Origin of the sequence: Aeromonas ichthyocola, assembly GCF_046087985.1 — a bacterium.
Lineage (GTDB): Bacteria > Pseudomonadota > Gammaproteobacteria > Enterobacterales > Aeromonadaceae > Aeromonas > Aeromonas rivipollensis.
Map to the genome: position 1 here is coordinate 842,938 of NZ_JBJSWH010000002.1, position 21,966 is coordinate 864,903.

A 21,966-nucleotide genomic window follows, 5' to 3' on the forward strand; every position below is an offset into this window, starting at 1 on the left:
CCACCGGCAAACGTTTGTGCGCCGGCGGCAAAAAAAGGCGGTCAGCCTCAGTCGATCAGACCGTACTGCTCGCGCAGCACCTCGATGATCTCCTGCTTGGGATTGGCACTGCGCACCAGCTTGTGGCCTATGACCTTCTCGGCGATCCCCACGTAGGTGTGGGAGATGTCCATCATCACCTCGGTGGGCAGCTTGTTGTCCCGGGCCAGGGCGAAGCGTTCCGGCATGCGGTTCTTGTTGAGCAGGATGTCCGGATCCGGGAAGTGGTTCAGCAGCCACTGGCGGAAGCCCTCTTTGGACTTCTCGACGATCTCGCCATTGCGCAGGGCGGCGCCGTCCCAGATGCGGGAGCTGTCGGGGGTACCCACTTCGTCCATGTAGATGAGCTTCTCGCGACCGGCGGCATCCTGGACATAGCCAAACTCGAACTTGGTATCGACGAAGATCTGATCGAGCGCGGCCAGAGCCTCGCTGATGACGTTGAAACCCTCCTTGAGCAGGGCTTCATAGCTCTCTATGTCTGCCGGGGAGCGGAAGCCGAAGGCCTGATGGTGGCGCTCTATGTCGGCACGGGAGACGTTGACGTCGTCCGCTTCCGGCACGCCGTCCAACCCTTTCAGCACACCCTTGGTGGAGGGAGTGATGAGGATCTCGGGCAGCTTCTGATCCTTCTTGAGCCCTTCCGGCAGGGTGATGCCGCAGAACTCCCGCTCGCCGTCCTTGTAGGCACGCCACATGGAGCCGGTGATGTACTGGCGGGCGATGGCTTCAATCATCACGGGGCGGGCTTTTTGCACTATCCAGACGAAGGGGTGCGGGATATCCAGGATGTGGCTGTCCGCCAGTCCCTTCTCCTTGAACAGCTTGAACCAGTGGCTGGAGATGGCATTGAGTGCAGCCCCCTTGCCCGGCACGCCGTTCAAGCCATCCACCCCCTGCCAGATGCAGTCGAAGGCCGAGATGCGATCGCTGATCACCATGAGGGCGAGCGGCGTATCCGCGGGCACATCATAGCCTTTCTCTCTTATGAGCCGGGCACTGTCTGCCGGGGTCAACCAGTAGACGCTGCGCACTTTGCCGGAATGGACAGGTTTATCGGTACGGATCGGCAAATCGTCATTCACCGCCAATACTTGATCTGCAAGACTCATGGCTAATAACACTTCCTGTTGTGGGACTGACAAGACAGGCGCATCAGGCTCCTGTCTACGAAGGATTCATTCAGCTAAACAGCGCTAGGCCCCTCTGCCGGGGCAGGCTCCCAGGAGGGCCCTTGGCGCGGACTCCGCATAACAAAACAGGGGCACCAGGCCCCTGTTTCTATTCTACTTTAGCGGCCTGATCGGCCACGCCTTTGGCAAAGGCCTCGGACAGGCTGATATACATCTGGGAGATGACACCGGATGCGACCGGCTTCTTGTCCTTGTCGAACAGGGTGATGGAGGTCTTGCCTCCGGCCATCTCGCCCAGCTGGAAGCGATACTGGTCTTCCTCCAGCTTGAACGGCTCGGCCCCCTTGGCCTGCCAAAACTCGGCATTGGGCTCGTCATACTCGACGTCGATCCAGCCCAGGGACTGCTGGGTGTCCTTGATGGTGAAACCGTAGGCCGGCAACACCTGATTGAGACGGCGCCAGACCTGCTCGAAGGAACCATCGGCGATCCAGGCACTCAGCTCGTTGTTGTCCAGACCCAGCTCCAGGCCCATGCCATCGGTGGACTTGTGCTGTTCGCGGGCCTTGAGCTGCTTGTCGTAGTAGAGGGAGAACTGGTTCAGCGCCCGGGTCGCATAACGCTGGGCATCGGCCGGGGTCAGCACTGTGCTGGTCTCGCCGTCTATGGTCTCTTCATGATCCAGCACCCGTACCGACATGTTGACGGCGTGACGCTGCAGGTCGTTGTTGAGGGTGAACTGGTAGCGTTGACGGATGCGGAAGTCTTCGTCCTCCTCCGCCCAGCCATCGAGGGCGGCGGAGTTGTCAAACCAGCCGGTCTGCAACACGCCGGCCTGCTGATCCAGCTTCTCTGTGGTGACCTTGTGCTGGGCCAGGAAGTTCATCAGGAAGGCCCAGGTATCGCGCTCCACGCTCTGGCTGGTGCTCAGAGCATAGAAGGCCAGAGTAGGCTCGCTGGCCTTGGCCACCACCTGACTGCCAGGGACCACCGTCAGCAGCTGGGCTGGTGGACGCACGTCCACCTTGGCGCCGATGGCACCTTCGCGGCTGCTCTCCGGCAGGGCCGGAATGTCGAAATTACTGTTAAAGGCGGGGGTACTCAACCCGGCGGGCACGAGGAAGGCGCGACCTTCGAGGCGGCTCTCTTCATACTCGAAGCCACGGTTGGCCATCTTGCGATCCTGGGGTGAGCTACAGGCTGCCAACACGGCAACGGTCGCGACACTCAGCACCAGGCGCACTGCATTTCCCTTTCCATTTGCTTTAAACACTCGCCATCAACTCCGCAGTCGTCAGTGCTCGCGCCATCGCCTGTTCCCCCTCGGGGGTGAGGTCGGTCAGCGGCAGGCGCAAGGTCGCCGTCGCCATCAATCCCAGTCGGGCACAGGCCCACTTCACCGGGATGGGACTCGGTTCGCAGAACAGAGTCTGATGCAACGGCATCAATCGATTGTTGATGTCATGAGCCTGCCCGGCATCACCGGCCAGCGCAGCACGACACATGTCGGCCATCTGGGGCGCCGCAATATTGGTGGTGACCGAAATGACGCCATCGCCCCCTTGCAGCATAAAATCACATCCGCTGGCATCATCGCCACTATAAAGCGCGAAATCCGGCCCGCACAACTCGCGCAGCAGCGGGGTGCGGCTCAAATCACCCGTCGCCTCTTTCAAACCGATAATGCCGGGAACCTTGGCCAGACGAGCCACGGTCTCCGGTTTGAGATCGCAACAGGTGCGACCGGGCACATTATAGAGAATTTGAGGCAGACCACTAGCCTCGGCGATCGCACAATAGTGACGATAGAGACCTTCCTGGGTGGGTTTGTTGTAATAAGGGGTCACCGAGAGGCCCGCCACCACGCCGGTTTGGGCGAAACGCCGGGAGAGGGCGATGGCGTGGGCAGTGCTGTTGGAGCCGCACCCTGCGATGACCGGAATGCGACCGGCGGCGAACTCGACGGTTTTTTCCACGACTGCGATATGTTCCTGCTCGCTCAGGGTGACCGACTCTCCCGTGGTGCCCACCGCGACTATGGCACTGGTGCCGGCACCGACATGATACTCCACCAGGGCTGCCAGACTGGTCCAATCGATGTCACCCGAGGCCAGCATGGGGGTAACGAGCGCAACAATACTACCGCGTAACATGGATATTTCTCCCGATTTTCAGGGGCGTAATGGTAAAGCTGCCCCTTTTGAAAAACAAGGGAGGCAGGGGACAAGCCGTGTTACCATCCGCCACAAAACGTATGGATGCACGAGGGCAGGACAGGGCCCGGAGCAGGGCGTCATGCCCGCCAAGCGCGCTCGCTGTCACCGCATTCGCAATAAATGGACGAGAGACGATTTATGACTCACTACCTGGTCGTAACGGCCATCGGCACGGACAGGCCTGGCATCGTCAATGAGGTTACCCGTCACGTCAGTGGCTGCGGTTGCAACATTGTCGACAGCCGTCTTGGCATCTTCGGTAACGAATTCACTTTCATCATGCTGTTGTCCGGTGACTGGAACAGCCTGATGCAGCTTGAGATAAGCCTCCCCCTGCGCAGCCAGGAGTGGGATCTCATCACCATGATGAAGCGCACCGAGCGCCACCACTCCCTGCAATATGACATCAGTGCCAGCGCCGAGGTGCTGATCCGGGATCAGCCGGGCATCGTAAGCCAGTGCACCCAGTTCTTCAGCGATCACGGCTGGGACATTCAGGCCATGCAGACCGTCACCCTCGAGCAGCAACCCTTCAACCTGCTCAAGGCCAATTTCCAGCTCAATCAGGCCAAGCAGGGCGAGGCGGCCGACTCGAAAACGGCCTTCGCCGATTTCTGTCGTGAACTGGGTGCCGAGTCATTCGAGTTCATCGTCAATCACAAATACGCCTGACGGCGTTTATCCGAGGAGACCCCATGCAACCACTACAAGTTGGTACTCAGGCCCCCGATTTTTCCCTCTCCGATCAGGATGGTCAGCAGGTCAGTCTGTCCTCCCTGCGGGGCAAGAAGGTGCTCATCTATTTCTATCCCAAGGCGATGACCCCGGGCTGCACCACCCAGGCCTGCGGCCTGCGGGACGTCAATGCCGAACTGGCCGCCCTCAACGTGGTGGTGCTCGGCATCAGCCCGGATCCGGCCAAGCGTTTGAAGAAGTTCGAGGAGCGCGACAGCCTGAACTTCCGGCTGCTGGCCGATGAGGATCACGCCGTGGCCGATGCCTTTGGCGTCTGGGGCCCGAAGAAGTTCATGGGCAAGGAGTACGACGGCATCCATCGGCTGAGCTTCCTCATCGATGAGGAGGGCAAGGTGGCCCATCGCTTCGACAAGTTCAAGACCAGCGATCACCATCAGGTGGTGCTCGACCTCGTCAAGGGCTGAAGTCCGCTCAGACACGATAACAGGGCCTGCAGATGCAGGCCCTGTTCGTTTGCCCCCTGTTCTGCCGCGCAAGCACCGGGAATGTCCTGCCAAAAGCAGCGCCCCTATTGCGCCCTCCTCCCCGTTTTTCTCGCCAACCTCCCCTATCAGATCAAAAAATTCATCCTGGATATGGGTTAACGTGGCCCCAGATTCATTTTCCAGTGAGACAGCCCATGAACATGAGCCATACCGAACGCCTGATCCTGAGCAATCAGTACGAGATCCTGGCCAAACTCAACCCGGAGAAGGCGGCGTTTTACCAGCGGGCCAGCACCATAGTCGAGCGTGGCTACTGCCTGCAGATCCTCGAGCTGGAGAAGAGCTTTGGCCATCTGGATCTTGCCACCTGCCAGGAGGTGCTGGACACCCTGGAGCTACATCATGCGCTGGCCATCTCCTGGGGCAACCTGGACGAAGGTACCCGGGCCGAGGTGAACGAGAGTCGCCTGGCCTTCAACGGCTACAGCCGCAGCCAGGAGCGGGAACTGGCGGATTATGTCTGCTTCCTGCTGGAGGTGGACAAGCGCTTCCCCGAGCTGCCGTGCCCCTGTGACGAGCTCTCCAGCGACATCGCCATGCGCGACAAGTACCAGCGCATGCTGGCGGCCTGGCGTCAGTGTCCCCGTCAGTACAAGCTCTCCATCCAGGAGATCAGCAAGGTACTGGCCGCCTGAATGTGAAAAAGGCGCCTGGTGGCGCCTCTTGCTCCCCTGCCGGGGTTATTCGTAGAGGAAGGATTTGTCCAGCTGCTTGAAGGCGGCGTTGAGGGTGTCAGCCAGCTCCTCGTAACGGGGCCGGGCCACCAGCTGACGATGACCGCCCTGCTCGTTCATCTTGCCGTTGATCTCCCTGTACCAGTTGGCGAGGGAGGGGGGAAGACGGGTATCGGCACGCTGCCCGAGCCAGTAATAGCCTTGCAGCGGCAGGCTGAGCAGGAACAACACCGAGGCCATCACGGAGGGCCAGTAGTGCAACTCGCCGAACTGGAACTGCAGCATGACGCTGAGCACGGCGAGCGCCGGAATGACCCTGAGGGCGAACTCGGTGGCCTTGATCACCCTATTCTCCGGGAACATGGAATTAAGCTCGGGACGGCGCGGCCAAAGAGTCATATAATGACGGCCTTGCTGTAATTTAGTTCCAAAAATGTTCATGCTCATACTACCTCCGAGCTCTTTTTGAACGTATTAACGGCAAAACCTCGACAATATTTGAGAGGCAATAACAAAGGTTGAGGATGACTTTGTTATTTTTCAACAATCAGGTTATCCTTTGTACGCCCAATTTTTACGCCAGTGGTTTGCTGCTGGCCTGTCAGGGACGTCAGAATTACGGGTCTTGTATCACTATACAAGGGGCAAGCAACAGATTGCCAACCCTCATAAGGATAAGTTGATAGTTTTTGGGCGCACCGCGTCCGGCGCATCCTCCAACCCAACCCAATCTGCGATAGGATTTATTCATGAGTAAGCTGGTTCTTGTTCTTAACTGTGGCAGCTCGTCCCTGAAGTTTGCTGTCATTGACGCAACCACCGGTGATGATCTGCTGTCCGGCCTGGCCGAGTGCTTCAACCTCGACGACGCCCGCATCAAGTGGAAGCTCAACGGCGAGAAGGGCAGTGCCGATCTGGGTGCCGGTGCCGCTCACCAAGAAGCACTGGACTATATCGTCCACAAGATCCTGCCGCTCAACCCTGAACTGTCCAAGAACCTGATTGCCATCGGCCACCGCGTGGTACACGGCGGCGAGCAATTCACTTCTTCCGTGCGGATCTGCAAAGACGTGATCGCCGGTATCGAAGCCGCCATTCCTTACGCTCCGCTGCACAACCCGGCTCACCTGATCGGCATCCGTGCCGCCCTCAAGGTCTTCCCTGAGCTGGCCGAGAAGAACGTCGCCGTGTTCGACACCGCCTTCCACCAGACCATGCCGGAAGAAGCCTTCCTGTACGCCCTGCCGTACAAGCTCTACAAAGAGAACGGCATCCGTCGCTACGGCGCCCACGGCACCAGCCACTATTACATCAGCCTGGAAGCCGCCAAGCAGCTGAACAAGCCGGTCGAAGAGCTGAACATCATCAACTGCCACCTGGGCAACGGCGGCTCCGTCTGCGCCATCAAGAACGGCAAGTCCGTCGACACCTCCATGGGTCTGACCCCGCTGGAAGGCCTGGTGATGGGTACCCGTTCCGGTGACATCGATCCGGCCATCATCTTCTTCCTGCACGACAAGCTGGGCATGAGCGTCGCCGAGATCAACACCATGCTGACCAAGGAATCCGGCCTGCAGGGTCTGACCGAAGTCACCTCCGACTGCCGTTTCGTTGAAGACAACTACGACAGCAAGGAAGAAGCCAAGCGCGCCATGGACGTGTACTGCTACCGTCTGGCCAAGTACATCGGCGCTTACGCCGCCGCCATGGACGGTCGTCTGGATGCCGTGGTCTTCACCGGCGGCATCGGCGAGAACTCCGCCCCGATCCGTGAGATCACCCTGAACAAGCTGGGCCTGCTGGGCTTTGACGTCGACCACGACGCCAACCTGAAGGCACGCTTCGGCAAGGGTGGCGAGATCACCAAGGCTGGCTCCACCAAGGCCCTGGTTATCCCGACCAACGAAGAGTGGGTCATCGCCCACGACGCGCTGGAACTGGTCGGCGCATAAATTAGCTGTAGAGCAAGGCCGCCCCAGGGCGGCCTTTTCCTGATCCCAAAAAATGAACAAGGGGTAATAAGTGGCACGCACTATTATGCTCATCCCGGTCGGCACTGGTGTCGGCGTAACTTCCGTGAGCCTTGGCGTCGTTCGCGCCATGGAACGTCACGGTGTCAATGTCAGCTTCTTCAAACCGGTTGCCCAGCCGCGTCCGGGTGAAACCGGTACCGAGCGCTCCACCGCCGTGATCCGCGCAGCCGCCAACATCAACCCGCCCGAGCCGTTCGCCCTCTCCTACGCCGAGAACATGATCACCTCCAGCAACACAGATATCCTGCTGGAAGAGATAGTGGCTCGCTTCGAAGAGCACGTGAAGACCAGCGGTGCCGAAGTGGTGGTGATCGAAGGCCTGGTACCGACCGACAAGCAGCCCTTTGCCAACAAGCTGAACTACGACGTCGCCAAGGCGCTGGACGCCGACATGGTGTTCGTGACCCATCCGGGCAATGACTCCAGCCAGAAGCTGAAAGAGCGCATCGAGCTGGCCTGCTCCAACTTCGGTGGCGTCAGCAACCCGCGTATCGTGGGCTGCGTCATCAACAAGGTGGGTGCACCGGTTGACGAGCACGGCGTGACCCGCCCCGATCTGACCGAGATGTTCGAGGCCCATCACCACACCTCCGACACCGCCCACAATCTGGAAGTGCTGCAGGTGTTCGGCAAGAGCCCGCTGCGCATTCTCGGCTGCATCCCCTGGAACACCCAGCTGATCGCCCCGCGCGCCAAGGATCTCGCCAAGCACCTGGCCGCCAAGATCCTGCACAAGGGTGAGCTGGACAGCCGTCGCCTGCAGACCGTGACCTTCTGCGCCCGCTCCATCCACAACATGATCGAGCACTTCCGTCCAGGCAGCCTGCTGGTGACCTCAGGCGACCGCTCCGACGTCATCGTCTCCGCCTGCCTGTCCGCCATGAACGGCGTCAAGCTGGGTGCCCTGCTGCTGACCGGCAACTACCACCCTGAGCCGCAAGTCATCGCCCTGTGCCAACAGGCCATGGCTACCGGCCTGCCGATCATGATCACCGGCACCAACACCTGGCAGACCGCCGTCAGCCTGCAAAACTTCAACGTCGACATCCCGGAAGATGACCGCGAGCGTATCGAGCTGGTGCAGGACTATGTGGCTGGCCACATCGACAAGCACTGGATCGAGTCGCTCTCTGCCAAGTCCACCCGTTCCCGTCGTCTGAGCCCGCCGGCGTTCCGTTATCAGCTGACCGAGCTGGCCCGTCAGGCCAACAAGCGCGTCGTGCTGCCGGAAGGGGAAGAGCCGCGGACCATCAAGGCTGCCGCCATCTGTGCCGAGCGTGGCATCGCCCGTCCGGTGCTGCTGGGCAACCCGGAAGAGATCCGTCGCGTCGCCGAACAGCAGGGTGTGGTACTGACCGATCGCGTCGAGATCATCGATCCGCTGGAAGTGCGCGAGCGCTACGTGCCGCGTCTGGTCGAGCTGCGCAAGAACAAGGGCATGACCGAAGTGGTTGCCCGCGAACAGCTGGAAGACAACGTGGTGCTGGGCACCATGATGCTGGAGCGTGGCGAAGTGGACGGTCTGGTCTCCGGCGCCGTGCACACCACCGCCAACACCATCCGTCCGCCGATGCAGATCATCAAGACTGCCCCGGGTTCGTCGCTCATCTCCTCCATCTTCTTCATGCTGCTGCCTGATCAGGTGCTGGTATACGGTGACTGCGCCATCAACCCGGATCCGAGCGCCGAACAGCTGGCCGAGATCGCCATCCAGTCCGCCGACTCCGCTGCCGCCTTCGGCATAGAGCCGCGCGTCGCCATGATCTCCTACTCCACCGGTACCTCTGGCGCCGGCGCTGACGTAGAGAAAGTGCGTGAAGCGACCGAGCTGGCCAAGGCCAAGCGCCCCGACCTCATCATCGACGGCCCGCTGCAGTACGACGCGGCCATCATGGAGAACGTGGCCAAGTCCAAGGCACCGAACTCACCGGTCGCAGGTAAAGCGACTGTGTTCGTGTTCCCGGACCTGAACACCGGCAACACCACCTACAAGGCGGTACAGCGTTCCGCAGAACTGGTCTCCATCGGCCCCATGCTGCAAGGCATGCGCAAGCCGGTCAACGACCTGTCCCGTGGCGCTCTGGTAGACGACATCGTCTACACCATAGCCCTGACCGGTATCCAGGCAGCCCAGGCCGAGTAATATCGCCCACCGCTGACCCTGTGAAAAACCCGCCGAGAGGCGGGTTTTTTTATGGCGGACAGGGATCTGTTGATCGGCGAGATCAAATCCGGATCCTTGCAGGATCCGCCGGACTGGCCGCGAACGCCTCCTGGCAAGGGGCCGGCGATAAGCAAACACTCACACCTGCGCAGGGGGATTGCACAATTGCGATCCAGTCAGGATCAAATCAGAATATCCCTTTAAGATCAGCTAACTAACGCCAGACACACCGCTAATCTACAGAGTTTTCCACAGCTTTTGTGGATAGTTTACCGATCATTTGAAAGAAAATGACAGCGCCAGCTAGCGCCCTCCTTCCCCTGCGTCCATGAAAAAGGGCTCCGAAGAGCCCTTGAACAGCCATTTCCACGTCCGACCGCATCAGGGACGCAGGGACTTGTCGGCCCGGGAGATGCCGCAGACACCCGAGCGCACCACTTCGATGATCTCGTTGGTCTGGGCGGCAGTCTTGATGAAGGCGTCCAGCTTCTCACTCGTCCCGACGAGCTGCACCGTGTACTGCTCCGGGGTGACATCGACGATCTGGCCACGGAAGATGTCCGCCAGCCGTTTCAGCTCGTCGCGGGCACCACCGGCGGCGCGTGCCTTGACCAGGGCGATCTCCCGCTCTATGTGTTCCCCTTCGCTCAGGTCACACACCTTGAGCACGTCCACCAGCTTGTGCAGCTGCTTCTGGATCTGCTCCAGCACCCGCTCGTCACCCATGGTGACGATTGTCATGCGGGACAGAGTGGGATCCTCGGTGGGGGCCACCGTCAGGGTCTCGATGTTGTAGCCGCGCTGGGAGAAGAGACCTACCACGCGACTCAGGGCGCCGGATTCGTTCTCCAGCAGTACTGAAATGATATGCCTCATCAGGTTCTCTCCGTCTTGCTCAGCCACATCTCGTCCATGGCACCAAACTTGATCTGCATCGGATAGACATGCTCATCCGGGTCGACCGAGATATCCATGAACACCAGCCGATCCTTCATGGCGAAGGCCTTCTCCATGGCGCTCTCCAGCTCGGCCGGATCGCTCACCGCGATGCCGACGTGGCCATAGGCCTCTGCCAGCTTGACGAAATCGGGCAGGGATTCCATGTAGGAGTGGCTGTGACGGCCGCCGTAGAACATCTTCTGCCACTGCTTGACCATGCCCAGCGCACGGTTGTTGATGGAGATGATCTTGATGGGCACCCCGTACTGCATGCAGGTGGAAAGCTCCTGAATGTTCATCTGTACCGAGCCGTCACCGGTGACGCAGCAGACCACGGCATCCGGATTGGCAAACTGGGCCCCCATGGCGGCCGGAATGCCAAAGCCCATGGTGCCGAGGCCCCCGGAGTTGATCCACTGGCGTGGCTTGGCAAACGGATAGTAGAGGGCGGCGAACATCTGGTGCTGACCCACGTCGGAGGCGACGAAGGCCTCCCCCTTGGTCACCTTGTAGAGCGCCTCTATCACCTGCTGCGGCTTGATCAGGGTGGGGTGGGTCTCGTAGGCCAGGCAGTTGCGGGAGCGCCACTGATCGATCTGGCTCCACCAGTCCGCCAGCGCCTGCTTGTCGTTGTCAAAGCCGCACTCGCGGATCACTTCCAGCATCTGCTCCAGCACGGTCTCCACCGAGCCGACGATGGGCACATGGGCCTGTACCGTCTTGGAGATGGAGGTGGGGTCTATGTCGATGTGGACTATGGTGGCGTTGGGGCAGAACTTGCTCACGTTGTTGGTGACGCGGTCATCGAAGCGGGCACCCACGGCGAAGATGAGATCCGCGTTGTGCATGCTCTTGTTTGCTTCGAAGGTGCCATGCATCCCCAGCATGCCGATGAATTGCGGATGGATGCCGCTGAAGGCCCCCAGTCCCATCAGGGTGGTGGTCACCGGCAGGTTCAACAGCTCTGCCAGCTTGGTCACCAGGTGATCCGCATTGGCGTTGATGGCGCCACCGCCCACGTACATGACGGGGCGGCTCGCCTCGGTCAGCAGCTTGGCGGCCCGCTTGATCTGGCCCTTGTGTCCGGCCTTGGTCGGATTGTAGGAACGCAGGGAAACGGACTCGGGATACTGGTAGGGGAATTTCTCTTTCGGGTTCTGCACGTCCTTGGGCAAGTCCACCACCACGGGCCCCGGGCGGCCACTGGCGGCAATGTAGTAGGCCTTCTTGATGGCGTCGGGAATCTCGCTGGCCTTCTTGCACAGGAAGCTGTGCTTCACCACAGGGCGGGAGATGCCGATCATGTCGGTCTCCTGGAACGCGTCCTCCCCAATCATGCTGGTCGGCACCTGACCGGACAGGATCACCAGGGGGATCGAGTCCATGTAGGCGGTGGCGATGCCGGTGATGCAGTTGGTGGCGCCGGGACCCGAGGTCACCAGCACAGTGCCCACCTTGCCGGTGGAGCGGGCGTAACCGTCCGCCATGTGCACCGCGGCCTGCTCGTGCCGCACCAGGACATGCTCCATCTTGCCGTTTTCGAAGAGAGCGTCATAGATGTCGAGCACTGAGCCACCAGGGTAGCCGAAAACATGCTCAACTCCCTGATCTTCCAGCGCTCTAACCACCATCTGGGCGCCTGATAACATCTCCATGATAAAGCCCTCCAGGCTTTGCTCCGTTAAGCGAAAGCTACCGACAGTCCGCTGCTTCCCGGCAGCGCCGATCCGTCTCTTGTTGTTGTCTGCATCCAGACCAGGCGAGTTCGGAGCCGTCGATAGTAGAAAAATAGGTTTTTTCCATCATTCACCCGAAAAGCGGGTGAAAAACCAACTTAACCCGCTTGTGAACGCTTGTCCACGGCTTTGTCTGACCATAACAGTCATAAATTTCAAACAGCTATTAACATTCAGTGACTTGGTCACCAGACCGGAAACAAAGCGGGGAGTATGGGGGGGAAACTAGCGGATCATGCTGCCAATCTGGGCAGGGATAGAAATAAATGGCCCACCCCAGAGGGCGGGCCGTCAAAACCATCCCGTCTCAGTGCTCGTCTTCCGGCTCCACCAGCCAGATCTGCTGATCCGGATCAGCCTCTTCACAGACCGAGATGCTGACCCCCATGTCGAGCAGCTCATGCAGGGTGAGATTGTCTGCCAGTGTCATGGTGTCGCCGTTTTCATTGGTAAAGCGCATGTTGTCCGTCCTCTCCTTGATGGGATCAACTCAGTCTAGTCAAAGGCGCTGAGTTGCGATAACCAGGGACGGGCCAATGCCGGGTTGCCCGCCAGTTCGCTGAGGCGATCGCACACCTCCTCCGGGAAGAGGGTCCTGGCCCACAGGCGGCGGGAGAGAGAGGCCAGCTCCTCCTTGGCACCAGCCAGCAGCCAGTCGGCCAGCTCCCCCGCCACATCGGGGTAGCGGATCCGCCCGGGTGACGGCGCCTCGAGCCAGGTTCTCAACGCATTGGCATCCAGCGTCTCCATCAACTGGGCCAGCCCCATCAACTCCAGGGTCCTGCCGTTGGTCAGCTGCTCGAACTGGCCGCCCAGCGGCTTGACCAGCAGCTTCTTGCCCAGCGAGAGCGCCTCCGAGGCAAGTTCAAACCCCGCATTGCTGATGACCCCCCGGCAACCGGCCAGCGCCAGCTTGAACCCCTCCCGGGCCGCAGGCTCGAAGCGGATGTTGCGCCATTGACTGGCCTTGCGAAGGCCGGGGTGAAAGCAGACGAAGCGCTGCTGGTTGAAGCGCGACAGCAGCGCAGCTATCTGGTCTATCTGCTCGAATGGCAGATAGACCAGGATCTGCTGGTTGTCCGGGGCCGGGGCCATGGGATCTATGATGGGGGGCAGCAGCGGCTGACCGAAGTGAAACCAGTGCAGCCCCAGAGAGCGGCGCACCGGGGCGAAGTGGCGCATCAGCTGGCGGTTGAAACCACTCTCCCCCCAGCGCGGAATGGGCCAGTCGAAGCTGGCCTGATGGCTGATGGTCAGACTGGGTTTTTGCCAGCGCCGGGCGGCATGGGCACTGAGTGGCTCAAAATCGCTGATCACCAGATCGTAATCCCGGCAGTCGAGGGCCCGCATGTCCTGCCAGAAGCGAAGGGGAGAGAGTCCCTTGAGGGTGCGCCAGCCCGAGATGCGGCCCTGATGGCTGACGAAACTAATGCCGGGGAAGGTGCGATAGTCCCCGAACTCCCCCATCTCGAAGTAGCCGTCGGCGGCGCGCCCGCTGAACAGGTAGTCGACCTCTATCCCCCTGCTCTTCAGGGCACGGGCCAGAGTCCTGCTGCGGCTGATATGACCGTTGCCGGTTCCCTGTACTCCAAACAGTATCCTCATCCCTGGCTCCAGTTAAGGGCCCAGAGGGCGCAGCCGCCCCCGAGCAGGGCGCCAGCCACCAGATCGCTCAGATAGTGCACCCCGAGCAGCAGCCGTGACGCCCCGGACCAGGATGGCCCAGAGAAACAGCAGCGGTGCCCAGAGCGGGAAGCTGGCCGCCAGCACGGTGGCCATCAGGAAGGCGGCGGCGGTATGGCCGGAGGGCAGGCTGTAGCGATCGGAGGGGGTGATGAAGACCGGCAAGCCCACGGGGCGCTGGCGCCTGAGGGCATTCTTGAGCAGCAGATAGAGCGGCAGCTCGGCGGCAAAGGCCAGCAGGGCGACTTGTACCACTTCCCGCTGCGCCTCCCCCTGCCACCAGAGCAGGGCGGCCAGCACGGCGTAAAGGGGACCGTCACCGGTACGGGAAATGACCCGGCTGATCCTGGCCTGTGGCCGGTTGTAGGGATGGAGCAGACAGACACGGCACACCCGCAGGTCCCATTGCTGGATCTTGTTCATCACGCCCCCTTCCCTTGAGTCTTGAATGCAGACTAGGGCGGCGCAGTGACACTTGGTTGAAGGAGAGATAACAGATTTGTGACATGAACCATGCAAAAAAGGGCCATGCGGCCCTTTTTCAGCTATTACCCGGGAAGACTCAGTTCAGGGAACCGCGCAGCCCGTTCTCCATCAACTGGCAGTTGTGGGCCGCCAACCGGCTCATGAAGCTCTCGTCCACCGTCAGGCCGAACACCTGCTCGTAGAGATCCTTCATCACGAAGGGCTGCCACATCATGCTGAGGAAGGAGATCTTCAGCATCTCGGGATCCAGGTTGTCACCCAGCTGACCATTGGAGCGCATGGATTCGAGCAGGGCATCGAACTGGGGCAGTTGACGCTCCAGCAGACGATTCAATACAAAATCCCGCCCCGGGCTTTTTTCGGTTGATAATGCGCTGGAGATGGCGGAAGTCAGCTCGCTGTTCGGCGCCATCACCTGATAGTAGGTATTGAGCAGATCGGTCAGGCTGCGATTGCTGCTCTCGTCATGCCAGGCCTGATCCAGCGGCTCGGCCACATCCCCCAGCACCGCCTTGTAGAGACCCTCTTTGCTGCCGAAGTAGTAGTGGATCATCGCCAGATTGGAGCCGGCCAGCTCGGCGATCTCACGGGTCGTCACCTTGCTGTAGGGGGTGTTGAGAAAACGTTCGCGTGCGGCGGCGAGCAGCTTGTCACGAATGTCGGAACGTCCGACCGGACGGCCAGGTCTGCGCTTTTCCATGGAATACCTCAGATAATTCAGCAAGGGCTGATAAGTCGATCTGATTGTGCGGGTGATCGAGTACAGCAGGAACGACCAGATAATCAGGCATGAACCGAATATGGGACAAGGAAATTTGCACTCCTTTACAATCCGATTAAATAACACAGTGAATTGAACCTGTCCTTTCGAGTTGACACAGCATAAAAATCTCGATATTGGTAGTAGCGTTATCGACTGGAAGGATTGAGTCATCATGCATATTGCCGCTCCGCTACTACTGCTCCCCCTAATCGCGACTCCTCGCGCGGGATCCTTGTAGCCGGGCTAAGGCATAGCCGGAATTTACAAAAACCCGTGCACCCCGCACGGGTTTTTTTATGCCAATGCAGGATGCACGCACCGAACTTAGGAAGAGGGAAGTCACATGTCAGATCGAGTCATCATATTCGATACCACCTTGCGTGATGGCGAGCAGGCGCTGTCGGCCAGCTTGACGGTCAAGGAGAAGCTGCAGATTGCCCAGGCGCTGGAACGACTCGGTGTCGACATCATGGAAGTGGGCTTCCCCGTCTCTTCCCCCGGTGATTTTCAATCGGTGCAGACCATAGCCCGTCACATCAAGAACAGCCGGGTCTGTGCCCTCGCCCGCGCCCTGCCCAAGGATATCGATGCCGCAGGCGAAGCCTTGCGGGTCGCCGAGGCCTTTCGCATCCATACCTTTATCTCCACCTCCTCCATCCACGTCGAGAGCAAGCTGAAGAAAAGCTTCGAAGACGTGCTGGAGATGGGGGTCGGCGCCATCAAGCATGCCCTGCGCTACACAGACGACGTAGAGTTCTCCTGCGAGGATGCGGGCCGCACGCCGATCGATAATCTCTGCCGCATGGTGGAGGCCGCCATCAAGGCAGGCGCCCGCACCATCAACATCCCGGACACTGTGGGCTACACGGTACCGACCGAATTTTCCGGCATCATCCAGACCCTGTTCAACCGGGTGCCCAACATCGATAAGGCCATCATCTCGGTGCACTGCCACGACGATCTCGGTCTCTCGGTGGCGAACTCCATCAGTGCCGTGCAGATGGGGGCACGCCAGATAGAGTGCACCATCAACGGCATCGGCGAGCGGGCGGGCAACTGCTCCCTGGAAGAGGTGGCGATGATCCTGAAAACCCGCGCCGACCTGCTCGGGGTGCACACCAACATCCGCCACAACGAGATCCACCGCACCAGCACGCTCGTCAGCCAGCTCTGCAACATGCCGGTGCAGCCGAACAAGGCCATCGTCGGGGCCAACGCCTTCTCCCACAGCTCCGGCATTCACCAGGACGGCGTGCTCAAGGCCAAGAACACCTACGAGATCATCACCCCAGAGAGCATCGGCCTGACCCAGAACAACCTCAACATGACCTCCCGCTCCGGCCGCCACGTGATCAAGCACCGGATGGAGTCCATGGGTTACGCCGAGAGCAGCTACGACCTGGACCATCTGTACGGCAAGTTCCTCACTCTGGCCGACAAGAAGGGGCAGGTGTTCGATTACGATCTCGAGGCGCTGGCCTTCTTCAGCCAGATCCACGAGGAGCCCGAGCACTTTAAGCTCGAGTATCTGGGCGTGCAGAGCGGCAGCTCTGTGCTCGCCACCGCCTCGGTCAAGCTCAAGGTGGGCCAGGATCTGATCTGCGAAGCGGCCACCGGCAACGGTCCTGTGGATGCTGTCTACCAGTGCATCAACCGCATCACCGGCTACGAGATCCGCATCGACAAGTACGAACTCAAGGGCAAGGGTGAAGGCAAGAATGCCCTCGGCCAGGTCGACATAGTCGCCGAGTACAAGGGTCGCAAATTCCATGGCATGGGGCTGGCCACCGACATCATAGAATCCTCGGCCCAGGCCCTGGTCCATGTCATCAACAGCATCTGGCGCGCCGATCAGGTGGCCGAGCAGATGGAACGCAATAACAACATCAAATCGGAAACCGTCTGAGCAGTATTGGCTCAACGCCAGACAGACGGCATGGAATAACAACATCAGGACGGAGACAGTCTGAACAGGTAGAGGATCGCAGTATCGGGTCACTGGGCAGATTGAACTCAACACAACATCAGGACGGAGAGAGTATGAGCAGTTATCGGATCGCAGTATTGCCGGGGGACGGCATTGGCCCGGAAGTGATGGCAGAGGCCCTCAAGGTACTGGAAAAGGTGCAGACCAAATTCGGCTTCTCCCTCGACTATGATCGCTTTGATGTCGGTGGCATCGCCATCGACAACCACGGCACCCCGCTGCCACAAAGCACCATAGCCGGCTGCGAAGCGGCCGATGCCGTGCTGTTCGGCTCGGTCGGTGGCCCCAAGTGGGAGCACCTGCCGCCGAACGATCAGCCGGAGCGCGGCGCCCTGCTGCCCCTGCGTGCCCACTTCAAACTGTTCTGCAACCTGCGTCCGGCCCGTATCTACACAGGTCTGGAGCAGTTCTCCCCCCTGCGTGCCGACATATCGGATCGCGGCTTCGACATCGCCTGCGTGCGCGAGCTGACCGGCGGCATCTACTTCGGCCAGCCCAAGGGGCGCGAAGGGGAAGGTGCCACCGAGAAGGCATTCGACACCGAGGTCTATCACCGCTTCGAGATTGAACGCATCGCCAAAATTGCCTTCGAATCGGCCCGTGTGCGCCGCAGCAAAGTGACCTCCATCGACAAGGCCAACGTGCTCGCCTCCTCCATACTGTGGCGCGAGGTGGTGACGCAAGTCGCCAAGTCCTACCCGGACGTGGCGCTGAACCACATGTACATCGACAACGCCACCATGCAGCTCATCAAGGATCCGTCCCAGTTCGACGTGCTGCTCTGCTCCAACCTGTTTGGCGACATCCTCTCCGACGAGTGCGCCATGATCACCGGCTCCATGGGGCTGCTCCCCTCCGCCAGCCTGAACGAATCCGGCTTCGGCCTGTTCGAACCGGCCGGTGGCTCGGCCCCGGACATCGCCGGCAAGGGGATTGCGAACCCCATAGCCCAGATCCTCTCCGCCGCCCTGATGCTGCGCTACAGCCTGGGCCAGGAAGCCGCCGCCCAGGCCATAGAGCAGGCCGTGGCCCAGGCCCTGGCCGAGGGTTACTTCACCGCTGATCTGCATCAGGGTAGCGCACAGCATCCAGTACAGAGCACCGCAGAGATGGGCAGCCAGATAGCCGCACGGATCTGAGCCACGCAGCACATAACAAGGAATACAGAGCAATGTCCAAGACCCTCTATCAGAAAGTGTTTGACGCCCACGTGGTCCGGGAAGTGGAAGGGGAAACCCCCCTCATCTACATCGACCGCCATCTGGTGCATGAAGTGACCAGCCCGCAGGCGTTCGACGGCCTGCGCGCCATGAAGCGCCCGCTGCGCCGCCCGGATCTGACCTGGGCCACCATGGATCACAACGTCTCCACCACCACCAAGGACATCGCCGCCTCCGGCGAGATGGCCCGAATTCAGATGGAAACCCTAGCAGCCAACTGCAAGGAGTTCGGGGTCCGGCTCTATGACCTGAACCACAAATACCAGGGCATAGTCCACGTGATGGGGCCTGAGCTCGGCATCACATTGCCCGGCACAACCATAGTCTGCGGCGACTCCCACACCGCCACCCACGGCGCCTTCGGCTCGCTGGCGTTTGGCATTGGCACCTCGGAAGTGGAACACGTGATGGCGACCCAGACCCTGAAGCAGGGCCGGGCCAAGACCATGCGCATCTCGGTCAACGGCAAGCTGGCCGAGGGCATCAGCGCCAAGGACGTAGTGCTGGCCATCATAGGCAAGGTCGGTGCTGCCGGCGGTACAGGTTACGTGGTGGAGTTCGCTGGCGATGCCATCAGGGGTCTCTCCATGGAAGGGCGCATGACGGTGTGCAACATGGCCATCGAACTCGGCGCCAAGGCGGGCATGATAGCCCCGGATCAGACCACCATCGACTACATCCAGGGCAAGGTATTCGCCCCCACAGGCGAGTCACTGGCGCAGGCCATCGCCTACTGGCAGACCCTCAAGAGCGATGCCGATGCCACCTTCGATGCCGAGGTGGTGCTCAACGCCGCCGATATCGCGCCTCAGGTGACCTGGGGCACCAACCCGGGCCAGGTGATCGCCGTCAATGAACCCATTCCGGCACCGGAATCCTTCAGCGATCTGATGGAGCAGCAGTCCGCCCGCAAGGCGCTCGCCTACATGGACTTGCAGCCGGGCCAGAAGCTCTGTGATGTCGCCATCGACAAGGTGTTCATCGGGTCGTGCACCAACAGCCGCATCGAGGATCTGCGTGCCGCCGCCGCCATCGCTCGTGGCCGCAAGGTCGCCGCCGGGGTGCAAGCCCTGGTGGTGCCGGGTTCCGAGCAGGTGAAAGCCCAGGCCGAGGCCGAGGGGCTGGACAAGATCTTCCTCGAGGCGGGCTTTGAGTGGCGCCTGCCCGGCTGCTCCATGTGTCTGGCCATGAACAACGACCGGCTGCAACCGGGGGAGCGCTGCGCCTCCACCAGCAACCGCAACTTCGAAGGGCGCCAGGGCCGTGCCGGCCGCACCCATCTGGTAAGCCCGGCCATGGCCGCCGCCGCCGCCGTCACCGGTCGCTTTGCCGATATTCGTGCGCTGTAATTACGAGGAGAACAAGATGACAGGCTTCAAGCAACACAAGGGGATCGTCGTCCCCCTCGACAGTGCCAACGTCGACACCGACGCCATCATTCCCAAGCAGTTCCTGCAGAAGGTGAACCGCATCGGCTTTGGCAAGCACCTGTTCCACGACTGGCGCTTCCTGGACGATGCAGGGGAGCAGCCCAACCCCGAGTTCGTGCTCAACCAGCCCCAATTCGCCGGCGCCAGCATCTTGCTGGCCCGGGAGAACTTCGGCTGTGGCTCGAGCCGCGAGCACGCCCCCTGGGCGCTGGCGGATTACGGCTTCAAGACCATCATTGCCCCGAGCTTTGCCGACATCTTCTACGGCAACGCCATCAACAACGGCATGGTGCCGGTACGCCTGAAAGAAGAAGAGGTCGAAGCCCTGTTCCAGCTGGTCGCGGCCCATCCGGGCACCCAGATCGAAGTGGATCTGGAGGCGAACCAGGTGCGCGCCGGTGTGCTCACTTTCGGTTTCGAGATCGACGAATTCCGTCGCTACTGCCTGCTCAACGGGCTGGATGCCATAGGCCTGACCCTGCAGCACGAGGCCGCCATCAGCGCCTTTGAGGCGAAACAGCCGAGCTGGATCTAAGTACACTCAAAACCAGCATCGGCGTCTTCGAGACAACCCAAGGCAGCCAAGCTGGATGTGACGCGCCAGCGGCAAGAAAACGAGTAGAATCCACAGGGAGCCCAGGCTCCCTGTTTTATTCTCAGTCCCGCCCAGGCACAGTGGGCTCACCGACAGGAAAGGATGATGAAGACGACCCGCACCCTCTCCCTGCTGCTTGGCATGCTGCTCGCCCTCCCGGCCAGTGCCGGGCAGACCTACTTCAACAGCAACGGCGGTCAGCTCAACGTCGGCTGGCAGGACAGGGAGGGCCAACCCCAGCAACTCAGCTACCGGCTGGAGGCGGGCAAGCTGCCGCCGCTCATCGCCTATCGCCCGGCCAGGATGCAGGAGGAGGTGCTGCAGACCTTGCTGCAGCAGGCTGCCCTTGAGTTCCCCGAGGTGCAATTCTCCCTCTCCCGCCCCAGCCTCGCCCTCAGCCTCAAGAGCCGCAACGCCGACAAGGCCAGGGAAGCCTCCCTCTGGGTCAAGCCGGAGCAGGCCAGGCTGGAGGCAGAGTGGCTCAAGCAGCACTACTTCCAGCCCTTCACCCCGCCCGACGGCGCCCCCGCCATCAAGCAGGATCATGTGCGCATCGCCCTGGAGAGCCGCGCCGAACTGGCACCCCTGGCCGAGCAGCTCAAGCAGGAGGGAGCCACAGAGACGGAGGCGCGCCAGAAGACGGTGGCGCACATGCTCGACTTCATCCAGGCCATCCCCTATCAGCTGCTCGACAGCCAGTCGGGGCGCTCGGGCAAGGGCTTTCTGAGCCCCCGCCAGGTGCTGGAGCAGAACCGGGGGGATTGTGACAGCAAGGTCACCCTGATGGCGGCCCTGCTGGCCCAGCGCTTTCCCGAGCTGAAGCAGGCCATGGTATTCGTGCCGGGCCATGCCCTGCTGGGGGTGGCACTGCCGGCCGGTCCGGGTCAGGCGACCCTGAGCTGGCAAGGGGAAAGCTATCTGCTGCTGGAACCGACCGGCCCCGCCCAGCTGCCCATGGGCCAGCTCGCCCCCACCAGCAAGACGCTGGTCGACAGCAAGCAGTTGAGCGTCCAACCCGTGCTGGCCAGCAACTGAGCTGCCCCCAGGGCTGCAGCCCGGGCGGGAAGACAAGGCTGGCCCGGGCCGAAAATGCATCGACCAGCCGGTGGCTGGTCGATGGAACAGGGTAGTGTGCGGGCTCAGGTCAGCGGCAGGAACTCCAGCGCCAGCAAGAGCCCGCCCTCCTCCTCCAGCACCCGCACTATGCGGGCCTGGGCTTCGAAGGGGGGCAGCAGGTTGCTGCTGGTGGCCAGGCTCACCCTGATGGGGTGAGCCAGATCGAAGCCATGCTCATTCACCTCAACCCCCATGCCATTGGCGCTGAGATCCCGGCAGACTCCCTCAAGCACCTGCTGGCGCTGGAACAGGGTGACGGGGGCGTTGATGACCATGCGCTGGAAGGCACGTCTTTCCTTGGTGCTGGTGATCACTGGGGGCATCCTCCTTGGTGGTGGCTCGCACGGCGCGACCCGTGAAACATAGTGCTGGCCTCCCCCAAAGAAGGCCAATACAATGCGGTTCGTTGCTCAAACGGGGTGCGGTTTACCGCTGAGATTATACCCGTGAACCTGATCCAGATAATGCTGGCGGAGGAATTTGAGGCATGGCGCGCGTTTTTTGTGCCCTC

20 protein-coding genes, 1 pseudogene and 1 riboswitch are annotated in these 21,966 nt (G+C 61.0%); of the genes and pseudogenes, 10 read left to right on the forward strand and 11 right to left on the reverse strand.

All coding sequences use genetic code 11. The features are described from left to right. Nucleotides 1-47: 47 nt before the first annotated feature. From ACF2JD_RS08585 to dapA, 3 genes are all read right to left on the reverse strand, one after another. Nucleotides 48-1,151, reverse strand: coding sequence for a phosphoribosylaminoimidazolesuccinocarboxamide synthase (locus ACF2JD_RS08585; protein WP_163155692.1), 1,104 nt, complete (start codon nt 1,149-1,151; stop codon nt 48-50). A gap of 169 nt (nt 1,152-1,320) precedes the next feature. Further along, the gene (gene bamC, locus ACF2JD_RS08590) at nt 1,321-2,445 is read right to left on the reverse strand and encodes an outer membrane protein assembly factor BamC (RefSeq protein ID WP_440987195.1); all 1,125 of its coding nucleotides are present in this window, start codon (nt 2,443-2,445) and stop codon (nt 1,321-1,323) included. Further along, nucleotides 2,438-3,325, reverse strand: coding sequence for a 4-hydroxy-tetrahydrodipicolinate synthase (gene dapA, locus ACF2JD_RS08595; RefSeq protein WP_106885902.1), 888 nt, complete (start codon nt 3,323-3,325; stop codon nt 2,438-2,440). Before dapA ends, bamC begins: the two co-directional genes overlap by 8 nt. A gap of 201 nt (nt 3,326-3,526) precedes the next feature. Between dapA and ACF2JD_RS08600 the strand changes: the two genes are divergently transcribed. The 3 genes from ACF2JD_RS08600 to ACF2JD_RS08610 all read left to right on the forward strand — a co-directional run bounded on the left by ACF2JD_RS08600 (nt 3,527) and on the right by ACF2JD_RS08610 (nt 5,264). Continuing rightward, entirely contained in the window at nt 3,527-4,060 is a 534-nt protein-coding gene (locus tag ACF2JD_RS08600; RefSeq protein WP_025328154.1) for a glycine cleavage system protein R, read from the forward strand. 23 nt (nt 4,061-4,083) lie between these two features. After that, on the forward strand, nt 4,084-4,548 hold the full coding sequence (gene bcp, locus ACF2JD_RS08605; protein ID WP_106885901.1) for a thioredoxin-dependent thiol peroxidase: 465 nt from the start codon (nt 4,084-4,086) through the stop codon (nt 4,546-4,548). A gap of 215 nt (nt 4,549-4,763) precedes the next feature. Beyond that, nucleotides 4,764-5,264, forward strand: a complete 501-nt coding sequence (locus ACF2JD_RS08610; protein WP_408760195.1) for a YfbU family protein — start codon at nt 4,764-4,766, stop codon at nt 5,262-5,264. A 45-nt stretch (nt 5,265-5,309) separates the two neighbouring features. On the opposite strand, the gene yfbV is transcribed toward ACF2JD_RS08610, so the two are convergent. Beyond that, nucleotides 5,310-5,750, reverse strand: coding sequence for a terminus macrodomain insulation protein YfbV (gene yfbV / locus ACF2JD_RS08615; protein ID WP_025328157.1), 441 nt, complete (start codon nt 5,748-5,750; stop codon nt 5,310-5,312). Nucleotides 5,751-6,052: 302 nt separating this feature from the next. Here yfbV and ACF2JD_RS08620 point away from each other — a divergent pair, with 302 nt between their 5' ends. Next, a complete protein-coding gene (locus ACF2JD_RS08620) occupies nt 6,053-7,255 on the forward strand; it encodes an acetate kinase (RefSeq protein WP_025328158.1) in 1,203 nt (400 codons plus the stop codon). 70 nt (nt 7,256-7,325) lie between these two features. Beyond that, a complete protein-coding gene (gene pta / locus ACF2JD_RS08625; protein WP_025328159.1) occupies nt 7,326-9,479 on the forward strand; it encodes a phosphate acetyltransferase in 2,154 nt (717 codons plus the stop codon). 402 nt (nt 9,480-9,881) lie between these two features. On the opposite strand, the gene ilvN is transcribed toward pta, so the two are convergent. The 6 genes and pseudogenes from ilvN to ACF2JD_RS08655 all read right to left on the reverse strand — a co-directional run bounded on the left by ilvN (nt 9,882) and on the right by ACF2JD_RS08655 (nt 15,044). Beyond that, complete coding sequence (gene ilvN, locus ACF2JD_RS08630; protein WP_025328160.1) at nt 9,882-10,376, reverse strand: acetolactate synthase small subunit; 495 nt, start codon at nt 10,374-10,376, stop codon at nt 9,882-9,884. Continuing rightward, entirely contained in the window at nt 10,376-12,094 is a 1,719-nt protein-coding gene (locus tag ACF2JD_RS08635; protein ID WP_429171280.1) for an acetolactate synthase 3 large subunit, read from the reverse strand. Before ACF2JD_RS08635 ends, ilvN begins: the two co-directional genes overlap by 1 nt. Before the next feature lie 388 nt (nt 12,095-12,482). Further along, the gene (locus ACF2JD_RS08640) at nt 12,483-12,635 is read right to left on the reverse strand and encodes a hypothetical protein (protein WP_163155678.1); all 153 of its coding nucleotides are present in this window, start codon (nt 12,633-12,635) and stop codon (nt 12,483-12,485) included. Nucleotides 12,636-12,670: 35 nt separating this feature from the next. Continuing rightward, nucleotides 12,671-13,780: an MJ1255/VC2487 family glycosyltransferase gene (locus tag ACF2JD_RS08645; RefSeq protein WP_440987196.1), complete on the reverse strand. Its 1,110-nt coding sequence runs from the start codon at nt 13,778-13,780 to the stop codon at nt 12,671-12,673. Beyond that, nucleotides 13,777-14,281: pseudogene (locus ACF2JD_RS08650) on the reverse strand (phosphatase PAP2 family protein). Before ACF2JD_RS08650 ends, ACF2JD_RS08645 begins: the two are co-directional and overlap by 4 nt. Before the next feature lie 139 nt (nt 14,282-14,420). After that, entirely contained in the window at nt 14,421-15,044 is a 624-nt protein-coding gene (locus ACF2JD_RS08655) for a TetR/AcrR family transcriptional regulator (protein ID WP_005323843.1), read from the reverse strand. 406 nt (nt 15,045-15,450) lie between these two features. On the opposite strand from ACF2JD_RS08655, the gene leuA reads away from it, so the two are divergent. From leuA to ACF2JD_RS08680, 5 genes are all read left to right on the forward strand, one after another. Continuing rightward, nucleotides 15,451-17,013 (forward strand): 2-isopropylmalate synthase, encoded by a 1,563-nt coding sequence (gene leuA, locus ACF2JD_RS08660; protein WP_163149579.1) that lies wholly within the window; start codon nt 15,451-15,453, stop codon nt 17,011-17,013. A gap of 134 nt (nt 17,014-17,147) precedes the next feature. Then, the gene (gene leuB / locus ACF2JD_RS08665; RefSeq protein WP_440987197.1) at nt 17,148-18,233 is read left to right on the forward strand and encodes a 3-isopropylmalate dehydrogenase; all 1,086 of its coding nucleotides are present in this window, start codon (nt 17,148-17,150) and stop codon (nt 18,231-18,233) included. A 32-nt stretch (nt 18,234-18,265) separates the two neighbouring features. After that, nucleotides 18,266-19,663, forward strand: a complete 1,398-nt coding sequence (gene leuC / locus ACF2JD_RS08670) for a 3-isopropylmalate dehydratase large subunit (RefSeq protein WP_234568407.1) — start codon at nt 18,266-18,268, stop codon at nt 19,661-19,663. 16 nt (nt 19,664-19,679) lie between these two features. Continuing rightward, nucleotides 19,680-20,279: a 3-isopropylmalate dehydratase small subunit gene (gene leuD / locus ACF2JD_RS08675; RefSeq protein WP_408848938.1), complete on the forward strand. Its 600-nt coding sequence runs from the start codon at nt 19,680-19,682 to the stop codon at nt 20,277-20,279. A gap of 165 nt (nt 20,280-20,444) precedes the next feature. Then, nucleotides 20,445-21,374 carry a transglutaminase domain-containing protein gene (locus ACF2JD_RS08680; RefSeq protein ID WP_440987198.1) on the forward strand — a complete coding sequence of 310 codons (930 nt, stop codon included), beginning with the start codon at nt 20,445-20,447 and terminating at the stop codon, nt 21,372-21,374. Nucleotides 21,375-21,478: 104 nt separating this feature from the next. Here ACF2JD_RS08680 and ACF2JD_RS08685 read toward each other — a convergent pair whose 3' ends face one another. Beyond that, the gene (locus tag ACF2JD_RS08685; protein ID WP_111912247.1) at nt 21,479-21,769 is read right to left on the reverse strand and encodes a PilZ domain-containing protein; all 291 of its coding nucleotides are present in this window, start codon (nt 21,767-21,769) and stop codon (nt 21,479-21,481) included. 91 nt (nt 21,770-21,860) lie between these two features. Then, nucleotides 21,861-21,951, forward strand: a riboswitch (TPP riboswitch). Nucleotides 21,952-21,966: the final 15 nt, after the last annotated feature.